General features: G+C 72.9%; 14 protein-coding genes. 12 read left to right on the plus strand and 2 right to left on the minus strand.

Translation table 11 applies throughout. From position 1 onward, the window contains the following. Window positions 1-48: 48 nt before the first annotated feature. Window positions 49-954, minus strand: coding sequence for a sigma-70 family RNA polymerase sigma factor (locus ACFY2B_RS33560; protein WP_390766840.1), 906 nt, complete (start codon window positions 952-954; stop codon window positions 49-51). 280 nt (window positions 955-1,234) lie between these two features. On the opposite strand from ACFY2B_RS33560, the gene ACFY2B_RS33565 reads away from it, so the two are divergent. The 10 genes from ACFY2B_RS33565 to ACFY2B_RS33610 all read left to right on the plus strand — a co-directional run bounded on the left by ACFY2B_RS33565 (window position 1,235) and on the right by ACFY2B_RS33610 (window position 11,143). Next, the gene (locus ACFY2B_RS33565; RefSeq protein WP_390766841.1) at window positions 1,235-1,936 is read left to right on the plus strand and encodes a FadR/GntR family transcriptional regulator; all 702 of its coding nucleotides are present in this window, start codon (window positions 1,235-1,237) and stop codon (window positions 1,934-1,936) included. A 77-nt stretch (window positions 1,937-2,013) separates the two neighbouring features. Continuing rightward, window positions 2,014-3,069, plus strand: a complete 1,056-nt coding sequence (locus ACFY2B_RS33570) for an ABC transporter substrate-binding protein (RefSeq protein ID WP_390766842.1) — start codon at window positions 2,014-2,016, stop codon at window positions 3,067-3,069. A 42-nt stretch (window positions 3,070-3,111) separates the two neighbouring features. Further along, the gene (locus ACFY2B_RS33575) at window positions 3,112-3,885 is read left to right on the plus strand and encodes an ABC transporter ATP-binding protein (protein WP_390766843.1); all 774 of its coding nucleotides are present in this window, start codon (window positions 3,112-3,114) and stop codon (window positions 3,883-3,885) included. Next, a complete protein-coding gene (locus ACFY2B_RS33580) occupies window positions 3,882-4,739 on the plus strand; it encodes an ABC transporter permease (protein ID WP_390766844.1) in 858 nt (285 codons plus the stop codon). Before ACFY2B_RS33575 ends, ACFY2B_RS33580 begins: the two co-directional genes overlap by 4 nt. A gap of 31 nt (window positions 4,740-4,770) precedes the next feature. Next, the gene (locus ACFY2B_RS33585) at window positions 4,771-5,586 is read left to right on the plus strand and encodes a creatininase family protein (RefSeq protein WP_390766845.1); all 816 of its coding nucleotides are present in this window, start codon (window positions 4,771-4,773) and stop codon (window positions 5,584-5,586) included. After that, window positions 5,583-7,121, plus strand: coding sequence for an amidohydrolase family protein (locus ACFY2B_RS33590; protein ID WP_390766846.1), 1,539 nt, complete (start codon window positions 5,583-5,585; stop codon window positions 7,119-7,121). The genes ACFY2B_RS33585 and ACFY2B_RS33590 overlap by 4 nt, the downstream gene beginning before the upstream one ends. After that, window positions 7,118-8,194 (plus strand): acetamidase/formamidase family protein, encoded by a 1,077-nt coding sequence (locus ACFY2B_RS33595; RefSeq protein ID WP_390766847.1) that lies wholly within the window; start codon window positions 7,118-7,120, stop codon window positions 8,192-8,194. The genes ACFY2B_RS33590 and ACFY2B_RS33595 overlap by 4 nt, the downstream gene beginning before the upstream one ends. Then, window positions 8,188-9,837: an amidase gene (locus ACFY2B_RS33600; RefSeq protein WP_390766848.1), complete on the plus strand. Its 1,650-nt coding sequence runs from the start codon at window positions 8,188-8,190 to the stop codon at window positions 9,835-9,837. Before ACFY2B_RS33595 ends, ACFY2B_RS33600 begins: the two co-directional genes overlap by 7 nt. Continuing rightward, the gene (locus ACFY2B_RS33605) at window positions 9,834-10,706 is read left to right on the plus strand and encodes a cysteine hydrolase family protein (RefSeq protein WP_390766849.1); all 873 of its coding nucleotides are present in this window, start codon (window positions 9,834-9,836) and stop codon (window positions 10,704-10,706) included. The genes ACFY2B_RS33600 and ACFY2B_RS33605 overlap by 4 nt, the downstream gene beginning before the upstream one ends. Further along, complete coding sequence (locus ACFY2B_RS33610; RefSeq protein ID WP_390766850.1) at window positions 10,703-11,143, plus strand: cupin domain-containing protein; 441 nt, start codon at window positions 10,703-10,705, stop codon at window positions 11,141-11,143. Before ACFY2B_RS33605 ends, ACFY2B_RS33610 begins: the two co-directional genes overlap by 4 nt. 51 nt (window positions 11,144-11,194) lie before the next feature. Here the strand turns inward: ACFY2B_RS33610 and ACFY2B_RS33615 are convergent, their stop codons facing one another. Continuing rightward, window positions 11,195-11,782, minus strand: coding sequence for a TetR/AcrR family transcriptional regulator (locus ACFY2B_RS33615; RefSeq protein WP_390766851.1), 588 nt, complete (start codon window positions 11,780-11,782; stop codon window positions 11,195-11,197). 86 nt (window positions 11,783-11,868) lie between these two features. Here ACFY2B_RS33615 and ACFY2B_RS33620 point away from each other — a divergent pair, with 86 nt between their 5' ends. Both ACFY2B_RS33620 and ACFY2B_RS33625 read left to right on the plus strand, forming a co-directional pair. Continuing rightward, window positions 11,869-12,294 (plus strand): nuclear transport factor 2 family protein, encoded by a 426-nt coding sequence (locus ACFY2B_RS33620; RefSeq protein ID WP_390766852.1) that lies wholly within the window; start codon window positions 11,869-11,871, stop codon window positions 12,292-12,294. Next, the gene (locus tag ACFY2B_RS33625; protein WP_390766853.1) at window positions 12,291-13,172 is read left to right on the plus strand and encodes an NAD(P)H-binding protein; all 882 of its coding nucleotides are present in this window, start codon (window positions 12,291-12,293) and stop codon (window positions 13,170-13,172) included. The genes ACFY2B_RS33620 and ACFY2B_RS33625 overlap by 4 nt, the downstream gene beginning before the upstream one ends. Window positions 13,173-13,180 lie beyond the last annotated feature (8 nt).

Consider the following 13,180-nt stretch of genomic DNA (forward strand, 5'->3'; position numbering starts at 1 on the left):
GGCCCGGCCGGCGACTGTCGCGGAGGGAGTGCCGACGTGCCCGGCCGGTCAGCGGCGCGGGTGGCACGCGGTCCGGTCGGCCTGTGCGGGAAGGCCCATGGCCGCGAGGCGTTTCGGGTCGCTCACGGACAGGATCTCGACGATCCGGCCTTCGGCGACGGTGCACGCCATCACGCCCAGCAGCTTGCCGTTGCGGCCCCACACCACGATGCCGGGCTCGCCGTCGACCAGGACGGAGCGTGCGGTCACCGCGGCGCGCACCCCGCGCTGGGCCCGCTCGGCCACCTCGGCCGCCCCGGTCCTGACGACCGGGCCACGCGCGGTATGGGAACGCCAGGTCACCTCCGGGTCGAGCGCTCGCAGCAGCCCCTCGAAGTCACCGCCCCGGGCGGCGGCGAGAAACGCGTCGACCACGGCGCGCTGCCGCCGCCGTTCGTCGGCCGGGCGCGGCGTGCCCCGCACCTTCCTGCGGGCCCGGCTGGTGAGCATCTTGGCGGCGTCGGTGGACCTGCCGATGATCCGGCCGATCTCGTCGAACGGCACCGCGAACATGTCGTGCAGGACGAACGCCAGCCGCTCGGTGGGGCGGAGGGTGTCGAGCACCACCAGCAGAGCCAGCCCCACCGATTCGGCCAGCAGCGCGTCCTCCACGGGTGCCGCGTCGTCGTCCTCGGTGAGGACGAACTCGGGCAGCCGGTCCTCGTACGACACCTCGGGCCGGGTCTTGCGGGAGCGCAGGGTGTCGATGCAGATCCGGCCGACGACGGTGGTCAGCCAGCCGGTGAGGTTGCCGATCGCGTCCGCGTCCTGGCGGGCCAGCCGCAGCCATGCCTCCTGTACCGCGTCCTCGGCGTCCGCCCGCGATCCGAGCATCCGGTGGGCCACCGCCACCAGGCGCCCGCGCTGCTGCTCGAAGACTTCGGCCAGAACGTCCTGCGGCCCCGCTCCCGACATGTCGTCGCCTTCCTCGAAGGAATTCCGTCATGGGTCACGACGAGCCCGGAGGGACCGAGGTAACCGTCGGACGTACGGCGGTGAGCCGCGTCCGGTGCGGCGGCCATCACCGTGTTACGGATCCACGCATCGGGCACCCATCCGTGTTACAACCGGGTGACCTGCGTAAATGCTGTGTTCCCAAACCCCGTGAGGGCTTGTTGGCCGGTTCTGGTCCATGCCTAAGCTCCCCTCCATCTTCAGATGGTCGGACCAACCGGCCGACGGCAGGGGGTGTCCAGTGGACGCGTTCGATGCGTTCGTACGCCGGTCGATGAGCGTGAGCACGGAGATCGTGGCGCACATCGAGATGCTGATCAGCAGGGGGTCCCTGGCTCCGGGGACGAAGCTTCCGCCGGAGCGCGAGCTGGCCCAGGCGCTCAAGGTGTCCAGGGGCTCGCTCCGTGAGGCGATGCACGAGCTGGAGGCCAAGCGGGTCGTCGAGCGCAAGCCGGGCCGGGGCACCGTGGTGCTGGAGGCGCCGTCGCACGTCCAGTCGCTGTACGAGGAGATGTCGGAGTCCGACCGCACCCTGCGCGACGTGGCGGAGCTGCGCGAGACGATCGAGCCGAAGTTCGCCCAACTGGCCGCCGAACGCGCGACCAGGGCCACGCTGTACGCCCTTGAGCAGGTGCTGGAGCAGACCGGCCGGGACGTTCCGCCGGACGAGTCGCTCAGGGCCGACATCAGCTTCCACATGCTGCTCGCGCAAGCCTCGCAGAACCCGCTGATGGTGGCGCTGAACTCGTTGGCCAACACCTGGACCTCGTCGGTCCGCGCCTTCTCCCACACGACGGCCGAGGCCCGCAGGTCCTCGCACAACGGCCACGTGCTCATCTTCACCGCGGTCCGGGACGGCGACGGCGCCGCGGCCCGGGACGCGATGCTCGCCCATCTCGCCGACGTCGCGAACCTGACGAGGGACGAATACCCCTCGTTCTGAACACCTCGCGTCCTGACCGGCTCCCCGCACGCAGGCCGGCTCCCTGCCTGATCGACACGCTTGAAAGGTAGGACTCCATGCGTCCTCAGTTCACCCTCCGCCGCCCGCCCCGGGCGGCCACGGTCGGCGCCGCCGTCGCGCTCATCGTCCTCACCGCGTCTGCCTGCGGCAGCGGCGGCTCCGGCTCCGCCACCGGCCAGGGGACCGGCTTCAAGGTCGTCCTGCCCTGGTACGCCGACCCCGAGGGCGGCGGGTTCTTCGCGGCGCGGTCGGAAGGGCTCTACACGAACCGCGGCCTCGACGTCACCCTGCAGTCCGGCGGCCCCCAGGTGTCGGCCACCCAGTTGGTCGCGGCCGGCCGGGCCCAGGTCGGCTTCACCGATGCCGCCGGCCTCGTCCAGGCCCGCGAGCAGGGCATTCCGGTCGTGGCGATCGGGGCGCTGTACCAGGACAACCCGGTGGGCGTGATGGTGCACGCCGACACCGGCATCACCTCGTTCGCCGGAATGCGCGACAGGACCTGGGTGGTGCAGACGGGGCAGCTCGGCCCGGAGTGGGTGCGGAAGACGACCGGTATCGGCTTCAGGACACAGACGTACCAGGGTTCCATCGCCACCTTCCTCAAGGACGACGGCCTGGTGCAGCAGGGATGGCCCACCAACGAGGCGTACCAGGCCCAGCGAGCCGGTGTGAAGGTGAACTTCGTGCCGTTCTCGGCCTCCGGGTTCAACCCGTACAACGACGTCTTCTTCACCTCCGAGTCCTATCTGAAGAGTCACCGCAAGGAGCTGACCGACTTCCTGGCCGCGAGTATGCGGGGCTGGAAGGACTACATGGGCGACGTGGCGGTGGCCAGGAAGGCCAACACCGCGATCCTGAAGGCGAACGGCCAGCAGACCTCGCAGAGCGTCTGGTACGCCTGGGACAAGCAGCGCGCGTACGTGGTCGCCGACGAGGGCAAGCAGCAGCTCGGCGCCATGACCGAACAGCGCTGGGCCACCTTCGTCGACCAGATGCGCCGGCTCGGCCGGCTCAAGAGCACCCCGGACACCAAGGCCCTGTACGACGCCTCACTGCTGCCCGAGGTGTCCGCGCCCGCCTCCCTGCCGGCCGCCCCGTCCGGCTCGTACTGACCTGCCGGGCCGACCCGATGGCACCTCGGAAGGAGTGACGCCATGAGCACGATCCCAGTCGACCGTCCGGTGGTCGACGTCGATCCGCTGGTCTCGTTCGACGGCGCGGACAAGGTGTACAGCAGCGGATTCCGGGCCCTCGCGCCGATCGAACTCCGGCTGCCGCGGGCAGAGATCACGGTCCTGGTCGGACCGTCCGGGTGCGGCAAGACCACCCTGCTGCGGATGGCCGCCGGCCTGACGACTCCGACCCACGGCACGGTGATCCGCCGCACCGAGCGGATGTCGTACGTGTTCCAGGACCCGACGCTGCTGGCCTGGCGGTCGATCAGGGCCAATGTCGAACTGGTCGCGAAGTTGCAGGGGGTTGCCCGGCAGGAGCGGCGGGAGCGGGCGCGGAAAGCCATCGAGCTGGTGGGCCTGGAGGGCTTCGAGAAGTCGTATCCGCGGGAGCTGTCCGGCGGGATGCGGATGCGGACCTCGCTCGCCCGGTCGCTGACGAGCGAACCCGAACTGCTGCTGATGGACGAGCCGTTCGCCGCCCTGGACGAGTTCAACCGGGAGAAGATGGGCACCGAGCTGATCAACCTCTGGCGCAACCGCCGAGTGACGGTCATGTTCGTCACCCACTCGATCGCCGAGGCGGTCAGGCTCGGACATCAGATCGCCGTCCTGGGGACCGGCCCGGGACATCTGGTACGGCTGCTGCGCTCGCCGAGCCCGCCCGCACCGGAGCCGTCCGGAGAACGTGACGACGCGGCGCTGGCACAGTTGCGCGCCGACATCTCGACGATGCTGGGAGGTGGCGGGATTTGACCACGACACAGGTGACCGAGAGTCCTGAGGTGTCGACCCGGGCGCCGGGCGGGACCGTCCGCCGACGCCGCACGCTGCGTCGGAGCGTCGTGCTGCCACCGCTCGGGGCCTTCGTGGCCGGCGTGGCCGGGTGGCAGCTGGTCATCACCCTCTTCGGCATACCCGGCTACATGGTTCCGTCGCCGGCGACCATGGTGCGCACCCTCGCCGACGAGTCCGGCACGCTCGGACAGCCCACCTGGGTGACCCTGCGCGAATCCCTGGCCGGCTTCGCCATCGCCGCCGGAGCGGGTGTGCTGTTCGCCCTGCTGATGGCCCGCTGGCAGCTCATGGAGCGCAGCCTGTATCCGTATCTGATCCTGTTGCAGACCATCCCGATCGTGGCCGTCGCGCCCTTGTTCGTGGTCTGGCTCGGCCCCGGCATGGCGACGAACACACTCGTGGCCGCCATGATCGCGCTGTTTCCTGTGGCCGCCAACACGCTCCAGGGCCTGAAGTCCACCGACCGCAACCTGGTGCAGCTCTACACCATGGCCGGTGCGTCGCCCCGCGTGCGGCTGCTGTGCCTGCGGCTGCCCGGAGCGCTGCCGTCCGTCCTGACCGGTCTGCGGGTGGCGGCCGGCGCCTCGGTGATCGGGGCGATCGTCGGCGAGTTCGTCGCCGGAGTGGGCGGCGGGGCCGGCGGACTGGGCTACGTGATCACGGAGAGCGCCGTGCAGCTGCGCACACCCGAGCTGTTCCTCGCGGTGATCGCCGCCAGCATCGTGTCCCTGCTGCTGTTCGCCGTGGTGGTGCTGGTCGAGCGGCGACTGCTCGGCCAGTGGCACGAGTCGGCGCTGCCGACCGAGGAATGACCGCCGTCGGCGTTCTTGACCTGGAGAGAAGATGACCACCGCACAACAAGGCTTCCTGTGGGCCGAGCAGACCACCGAGGACATCGCGGACCTCGCCGGGGACGGCGCGGTCGCCGTCCAGCCGATCGGCGCCGTGGAGCAGCACGGACCGCATCTGCCGCTGGTGACGGACGCGCTGATCGCCGAGTGCTTCGCCCACGGGGCCGTGCGCGGCCTCGGTGCCGGGGCCGGCGTGTGGGTGCTGCCGACCCTGTCCTACGGCAAGTCCACCGAGCACCTGGGCCGCGCCGGCACGATCGCCCTGTCGACCGCGACCCTTCAGGCGGTGTGCATGGACCTCGGGGCGTCGCTCGCCGCGAGCGGGGTGCACAAGCTGGTGTTCGTCAACGGGCACGGCGGTCAGCCCAGCCTCCTGGACGTGGTCGCCCGCGACATCCGCCACGCGTACGGCCTTCAGGTGTTCTCCGTCATGCCCGCCAGGTTCCCGCTGCCGGACGGGGTCACCGATCCGGACCCGTTCGGGATCCACGGCGGATTCGTCGAGACGTCGCTGATGCTGGCCCTCGCGCCGCATCTGGTGCACCTGGACGAAGCCGTGGCGGACGGGCTGGAACTGGGCGAGCTGTACCGCGCGCGGCGGCATCTGACGTTGGAGGGTGTGGTGCCCACCGCCTGGCTGATCGACGACGTCTCGGCGTCCGGGGTGGTCGGCGACCCGGCCGGCGCCTCGGCCGGGACCGGCGAGCGGCTGGTGGCGGACTGGACCGCCCGGCTCGCCGAGGCGCTCACCGAGGTGCGGGCGTTCTCCTTTCCCCCGGTCCGCCGCCGGGAAGGCGCGGCACGGTGACAGCAGTGGAACCACGCGGCCCGGCAGCGCCACGCGGCACGGCGTCGACGGCACGGCCCCACGGCACGGTGCCGGCCGCGCGCTCCTCCGGCTCGGCGACGGCCGCGGACCCCGACGCCGCCCTGACCGTGCGGAACGCGCTGTTCCTCACCCTGGCCGACGGGCAGGAGCCGTTCGACGGATGGATGAACGTCGGTGCCGACGGCCGGATCACCGGCATCGGCCCCGGAGAACCCCCGGTACGCGGCGCCCGGGTGCTCGATGCCCAGGGACGGATCGTCGCTCCCGGCTTCGTCTCCGCGCACAGTCACCTCCACACCACCGGCCTGCGCGGCCTGGCCGCGGGCGAGACGCTGTATCCGTGGGTGCGCGCCAACAACCAGGTACTGCTCGGGGCCGGCGCCGAGGACCTGTACTGGTTCACCCTGCACGGCTGCCTGGACTTCCTCGGCAACGGGATCACCTCGGCCTTCAACTTCACCCAGAACCGCGTGCTGTGGCTCTACGACGAGCGGACCGGCCGCGACGAGGCGGCCGAGGTGCGCTCCGAGGAGTTCCTGACCCGGCAGTTCGACGCGGCGGCCGACTCGGGCCTGCGGGTGCTGACCGCCGTCCGCCTGGACGACGAGGCGTTCGGCCGGACCGAGGCCGTGGACACCTTCGACCGGATGGCCGCGGCCGTACGGGAGCGGACACCGGCCGACGCGCACCTGGGTGTCTCGGTGTACGGGTCGGTGCAGTGGGCCGGCGCCCCCGGCACGGCGGAGCTGGAGGCCGAGGTGATGGACCGGCACGGGATCATCAACCAGGCGCACTTCGTGGAGAGCGCCGAGAACCTCGCCGCGCAGCAGAGGAAGTACGACTGGTACCGCCGGGCCGGTGTCCTGGGGCCCCGGATGCTCTTCGGGCACTTCGTGCACCCCACCGACGAGATGGTCGACAGTGTGGCGGAGACCGGCTGCGCGGTGGTCTGGCAGCCCACGTCCAACGGGCGCCTCGGGTCGGGCGTGGCCGATGTCGCCCGCTACCGCGCGCGGGGCATCCGGGTCGGCATGGGCCTGGACGACCAGTCCTGCACGGATGTGTCGGACCCGTTCCAGAACATGCGGATCGGCATGTACGCGCTGCGGGCGCGGTACGCGCGGGCGTCCGTGCTGATGCCGCGGGAGGTGCTGCGCATGCACACCCTCGGCTCGGCCGAGGTGCTGGGCGTCGCCGACCGGGTCGGCAGTCTGGAGGCCGGCAAGTTCGCCGACTTCCTCGTCGTCGACCCGGCGCGGCCGGACACCGGTCCGGTGTGGGACGCCCACGCCACTTACGTCCTCGCCTGCGGGCTGCGCAACCTCAAGGAGGTCTACGTCGGCGGCCGGCGCGTCAGTGCCGAGGGGCGTTCCTCGCACCCCCACGCGCAGGCGGTCACCCCGCAGTTGCACGCCCGGATCGCGGCCGCGGCGCACAGCCGCGGCCTGCCGGTCCCGCGCACCGTCCCCGCCGTGGCGGACGGGCACACCCCCCTGAACCTGGAGAGCCGATGACCACCCGCACCCGCCGGCACCTGCCCGCCACCGTGGCGACGACCCTGTGGGGCCGGCTGCCCTGCGCCGAGGACGCACCGGTTCTCTCGGTGGAACCGGGCGAGCAGTTCAGCGTCGACACGGTCAGCCACGAGGGCGTCCTGGAGGACCAGGGCCGCGACCCGGTGGCGTTCTTCGGCGGGTACGGAGTCGCGCCCGGGGACGTCCTGCCGGACGCCGTCGCCATCGCGAAGGACGGGCTGCACACCCCGGCCGACGGGCCGCACATCGTCACCGGCCCCGTGGAGGTGCGGGGCGCGGCCGTCGGCGACTACCTCGCGGTGCGTGTGGACGAGTTGGTGCCGCGCACCAGCTACGGAGTGATCTCCAGCCGGCACGGCAGGGGGCTGCTCCCCGGCCGCTTTCCGGCCGGTGCCGCTCCGGCCAGCGTCTTCTGCGAAGTGCTCGGCACGGGCCCGGACCGCTCCGTCGCCCGCGCCACGCTGCCGCTCACGGCCACCGCCACGGAGCGGGTGGTGGGCTTCCCCCTCGCGCCGTTCCTCGGGGTGATGGGGGTGGCGACGCCCGGCTCCGTCCGGCTGCACTCCACCCCTCCCGGCGAGCACGGCGGCAACCTCGACATCTCCCTCCTGCGCGAGGGCAGCACCCTCTATCTGCCGGTCCAGACACCGGGTGCGGGCTTCTACGTGGGCGATCCGCACTTCGCGCAGGGCAACGGGGAGATCGCGCTGACGGCCCTGGAGGCGCCGCTGCGCGCCTCGTTGACCGTCGATCTGGTGCCCCGCGCGCGGGCCGCGGAGCTGTTCGGCGACGCCCGCGGCCCGGTGGTACGGACCGCGGAGCACCTGGTGCCGACCGGCCTGGACGTCGATCTCGACCAGGCCGTCGCCAAGTGCGCCGACAACGCCCTGGCCCTGCTCAAGGCGTCCTTCGGGATGGACCCCGAGCTGGCCTACGCCTATCTCAGCGCCGCGACCGACTTCGACATCTCCCAGGTCGTCGACGAGGTCAAGGGCGTTCACGCTCGGATCAGACTCTCCGATTTCGGCCTCGTGGAAGGAGCGGCATGGTGACCTCGGACCACCAGGACTGCACGGTGATCGCCCCGGAGGGCACGCCGGCCGGTCTGCTGGACGCGTTCTGGCGCTACGACCGGGCGCTGCTGGCCGACGACCGGCCCACGCTCGACGCGTTGTTCATGCCCGGCCCGCACACGCTGCGCGGGGACGGCCGGGGGCTGCTCGTCGGGCACGAGGCCATCTCCGGGTTCCGGGCCGCCCGGGCCCGTGTGCCCACCCGCCGGGTCGTCGAACTGCACGTACGGCCGCTGGGCGGCGACGCGGCCCTGCTGGTGGCACGCACCCGGGACGGGCAGGCGTACGGGTTGCAGACGCAGGTGTGGCAGCGCACCGTACCGGGCGGCTGGCGGGTGTCGGCCGCACACGTCACCCTGCCCGTGCCGCCCTCCGGCGCCGGGGCACCACCTCCCGCCGCCGAGGCGTCGCCCTCCCCCGCCGGGACGCCGGCCGCCTCCGTCCCCTTCGACCGGTCGATCTGGCGGGCCGTGGGCGATCCGCTGGTCGCCGCGACGTCCCCGGGCCCGCTGGACGGCCTCGGCATCGCGGTCAAGGACCTGTTCGCGGTGGCCGGGCAGCCCATCGGGGCCGGGGTCGCGGCCTGGCTGGCCGAGCAGCGACCGCAGACCGGCACGGCGCCGGCGCCGGCGGCGCTGCTCGACGCGGGCGCGCACATCGTCGGCATCGCCCGCACGGACGAGTTCGCCTACAGCCTGGCGGGGGCCAACGCCCACTACGGGACGCCACCGAACCCGGCCGCGCCCGACCGCGTCAGCGGCGGCTCGACCAGCGGGGCCGCCAGCGCGGTGGCACTGGGACAGGCCGCCGTGGGACTCGGCACCGACACCGCGGGGTCGATCCGCGTGCCCGCCTCCTACCAGGGCCTGGTGGGGCTGCGCAGCACGCACGGCGCGATCGGCACGGACGGCCTGCTGCCGCTCGCCCGGTCCTTCGACGCCGTCGGCTGGCTCACCCGGGACGTGCCCACCTCGATGGCGGTGGCGCGGGTGCTGCTCGGCGGTTCCGGCGGCGGGGCGCCCGCCGAACGCACCGTCCGGCTGCCGACCGTGGAGGCCCTGGCCGCGCCCCAGGTGGCAGAGGCGTTCTCCGCGGCCGTCGAGCGGGCCGCCGCCGCGGGCCTGCTCCCGCCGGTGCAGGACGTCGGCCTGCCGCGTGAACTGCTGGAAGACTGGTTCAAGGCGTTCCGTACGGTGCAGGCCCGGGAGGCGTGGCAGGCCCACGGCGACTGGCTGACCGCCCACCCCGGCGCGTTGGGGCCCGACGTGGCCGGCCGGTTCGCCCAGGCGTCCCAGGTGGGCGAGGACGAGGCGGCATGGGCCCGGGCGGTGGCGGCCGGGGCCGCCGCACGGCTCGCCGAGTGGCTGTCCGGCGCCGTCCTGGCCCTTCCGACCGCGCCCGGCCCCGCGCCGTCGCGGACCGAGGACCCGCGGCGGATCGAGGCCGAACGGGCGGCGATCCTGCGGATGACGTGCCTCGCCGGGCTGGCCGGGGCGCCGGCGGTGTCCCTGCCCCTGCTGCGCTCCGCCGAGGGGCTGCCGGTCGGGCTGTGCCTGCTCGGCGCGCCCGGCACCGACCTCGATCTGCTCGCCCTCGCCGCCGGCCTGGAGACGTCCGGATGAGCACCCACGCCACTCCCGGCGGCACCGGCCCGGCGGCCGTGCCGGGCGGATCCGGTGCGAGCGCCGCGCCGGACGCACCCGAAGCGGCCGGCCGGTACGCGCCGCTGCGGCACCGCAACCGCTGGCAGTTCACCGGCACGCTGGTTGATCTGCACCGGCCGGCGCAGCCGGTCCGGACGGCGACACTGCGGGCCGAACCCTCACCGGTCGTCTTCGATCCGTCGCGCACGGCGCTGATCGCGGTGGATCTGCAGAACGACTTCTGTTCGCCCGGCGGCTGGCTGGCCGGTGTCGGTGTGGACGTGTCGGTCCTTCGGCCCGCGGTCGAACTCAGTGCGCGGGCCGTGGCCGCGGCCCGCGCCGCCGCCGTACCGGTGGTATGGCTGAACTGGGGCAACCGCCGGGACCAGGCGAACATCCCGCCCGGCGTGGCGCACGTCTACGACCCGACGGGCATCGGCGCCGGTATCGGCTCCCGGCGATCCGCAACCGGCTCCCGGGTGCTGACCGAGGACAGTTGGGGCGCCGGCCTGGTGGACGGGCTGGTGGCGGAGCCCGGCGACATCCGTGTGGACAAGTACCGGATGAGCGGCTTCTGGGACACCCCGCTGGACAGCATCCTGCGCAATCTGCGCGTCGACACGCTGGTGTTCGCGGGAGTCAACTCCGACCAGTGCGTCTACGCCACCCTCGTCGACGCCGCCTGCCTCGGCTACGACGTCGTCCTGCTGACCGACGCGTCCGCCACCACCTCGCCCGCGTACTGCCACGACGCCACCGTCTACAACACCCGTCAGTGTTTCGGCTTCACCACGTCGACCCCCGACCTGGTCGAGGCCCTTTCCGTTCCCCAGGAGGACACCCCGTGAGCACCCCGCCCGTCCTGCGCCGTCTCGACGACGTCGTCCCGCGCCTGATCTCCCCCGAGGACACCGTCCGGCTCGCCTGTCTGGCCGGCCCGGCGGACGGCTCGCCGACGAGCGTGTTCTACGAGGTGTGGGAGCCCGGCGGCGCCCAGCCGGACAACTCCCACCCCGGTTCGACGGAGATCTTCGTGGTCCTCGGCGGTCACGGCCTCGCGCACAGCGACGAGCACTCCGTACCGATCGGTCCCGGAGACGTCCTCGTCCTGCCTCCGGGCTCGGTGCACCGCATCGAGAACACCTCGGCCACCGAGCGCCTGTACACCGTCACGGTCATGGCGGAGGACGGCGGCGCGCTGCCGGGCGGCTTCGCCGCTCTGGTGGCGGCGGGGACGCCGGCCGGCTGGGACGGCACGGACCGGTCCGTGCTGCGCCGCGGCTGAGCACCCTGCGCCGCCGGACTCCCGTCGTGCCCGGTCCGCCCGGCACCGGGCTCAGACGCCGAGAACGCCGAGGACGCGGTTGCTGAAACCCGCCAGTTGGGCCCGCAGTCTGTCGCGCGGCACCCCTTCCTTCCCGGCCAGGTGCTCGACGAGGTCGGCGCGGGTGGCGGCGAGCAGCGCGTGGGCGGTGAAGTCGCCGTGGGCGAGGCCGGGGATCTGTTCCAGCACGGATCGCAGGATGCCGTGCCACCACTCGTAGTGTTCCGCCTGGTACGGGCTGCCGGTCCCGCTCTCCTCCAGGGCGAGTGCGAGCGGGCGGTTGTCGAGTTTGAAGCACAGGATCGCGTCGAGCAGGGCGGGTACGCGCTCGGCCGGCGGGGTCGCGGGCCCCAGCGGGGGCGGCCCCGACTCCACCGCCTCCCGCACCGGCGTGAGCCGCGCCTCGTACAGCGCGCGGAGCAGCCCGGTGCGGTCGCCGAACGCACGGAAGAGAGTCCCCTTGCCGACGCCGGCCGACGCCGCGACGTCGGCCATCGTGACGTCTTCGGGACTCCCGGAGCGGGCGAAGAGGGCATCGGCTGCCGCGAGGACGGCCTCACGGTTGCGGGCGGCGTCCTTGCGGGGCTTGCGTTCAGGCACCCGGTTCCTCCATTTGCAAAACGGACCCGTGGTCCGTATCGTCGAATCGGACCCAGGGTCCGGATTCTACGAGAGGACGCACACCCATGTCCGCATCAACCTCCCCGGCGGATCTGTACCGCCACAGCCTTCGGCTGCTGCTGGACAAGGACGTTCCCGCGTGGGTCGGCCTGTGGGCCGACGACGGCGTGATGGAGTTCCCCTTCGCCCCCGCGGGCTGGCCGGCCCGGCTGGAGGGCAAGGAGGCCGTCGCCGCGTACATGCGCCACTACCCCGACCACATCGATCTGCACGACTTCCCCGAGCTGCGGATCCACCGGACCACCGAGCCGGACACCATCGTGGCCGAGATGCGCGGCACCGGCCTCCTGGTGGAGTCCGGCCGCCCGTACGACATGACCTACATCGCGGTCGTCACCGTCCGGGACGGACGCTTCACGTCGTACCGCGACTACTGGAACCCCCTCACCGTCCTCGAACCGGGAGTCGACTTCACCGGGAGCAGCCGATGACGGCCACCGGCACCACCTTGGTCATCGGCGCCACCGGCACCACCGGAGGCCGCACCGCCGCGCGGCTGACGGCGGCCGGTCACCGGGTCAGGGCCGCGAGCCGGCGCGCGAGCCCGGTCCCCGGCGCGGAGCCGGTCCGCTTCGACTGGTACGAGCCCGCCACCCACGCCGCCGCCCTGGACGGAACCGACCGCGTCTACCTCGTACCTCCCCTCGGGGACACCGACCCGGCGGCCGTGATGCTGCCGTTCCTCCGGCGGGCGCGGGCCGCCGGGGTGCGCCGTGCGGTGCTCCTCAGCAGCTCGGCCGTCCCCGCGGGCGGCCCGGCGGCGGGCCTGGTCCACCAGGCCCTGCCGGGACTCTTCGACGAGTGGGCGGTGCTGCGGCCCTCCTGGTTCATGCAGAACTTCACCGGCAGCCACGCCCATGCGCTGAGCATCCGGGCGGACGGCACCATCTGGACCGCCACCGGGGACGGTCGTGTCGGCTTCGTCGACGCCGAGGACATCGCGGCGGTCGCCGCCCATGCCCTGACCGACGAGCGCGTCCCCGGCACCGACCTCGTCCTCACCGGTCCGCAGTCCCTCAGCCACGACGACGTCGCCGCGACCCTCACCGAGGTCACCGGGCGGCCGGTGGTCCACCGCCGGCTGTCCCACGACCAGCTGCGCGACCGTCTGGCAGGGCACGTGCCGACGGACTTCGCCGTCCTGCTGGCGGGTATGGACCTGGCCATCGCCGAAGGTTCCGAGGACCGCGTCACCGACACCGTGCGGCGCGTCACCGGACGTCCCGCACGCACCTTCCGCGCACACCTCGAACAGGAACAGCGCCTGCGGACCGGTTCCGGACCGTCCGGTGGAGCGCCGACCGCCTGAGCGCGCGC

The organism is Streptomyces sp. NPDC001270, assembly GCF_042896695.1.
In the GTDB taxonomy this organism is placed as follows: Bacteria; Actinomycetota; Actinomycetes; order Streptomycetales; family Streptomycetaceae; genus Streptomyces.

Bases quoted from the DNA above. Each gene is read 5' to 3' on its own strand.
- ACFY2B_RS33560 (WP_390766840.1), bottom strand. From the start codon at position 954: ATGTCGGGAGCGGGGCCGCAGGACGTTCTGGCCGAAGTCTTCGAGCAG.
- ACFY2B_RS33570 (WP_390766842.1), top strand. From the start codon at position 2,014: ATGCGTCCTCAGTTCACCCTCCGCCGCCCGCCCCGGGCGGCCACGGTC.
- ACFY2B_RS33575 (WP_390766843.1), top strand. From the start codon at position 3,112: ATGAGCACGATCCCAGTCGACCGTCCGGTGGTCGACGTCGATCCGCTG.
- ACFY2B_RS33585 (WP_390766845.1), top strand. From the start codon at position 4,771: ATGACCACCGCACAACAAGGCTTCCTGTGGGCCGAGCAGACCACCGAG.
- ACFY2B_RS33595 (WP_390766847.1), top strand. From the start codon at position 7,118: ATGACCACCCGCACCCGCCGGCACCTGCCCGCCACCGTGGCGACGACC.
- ACFY2B_RS33600 (WP_390766848.1), top strand. From the start codon at position 8,188: ATGGTGACCTCGGACCACCAGGACTGCACGGTGATCGCCCCGGAGGGC.
- ACFY2B_RS33605 (WP_390766849.1), top strand. From the start codon at position 9,834: ATGAGCACCCACGCCACTCCCGGCGGCACCGGCCCGGCGGCCGTGCCG.
- ACFY2B_RS33620 (WP_390766852.1), top strand. From the start codon at position 11,869: ATGTCCGCATCAACCTCCCCGGCGGATCTGTACCGCCACAGCCTTCGG.
- ACFY2B_RS33625 (WP_390766853.1), top strand. From the start codon at position 12,291: ATGACGGCCACCGGCACCACCTTGGTCATCGGCGCCACCGGCACCACC.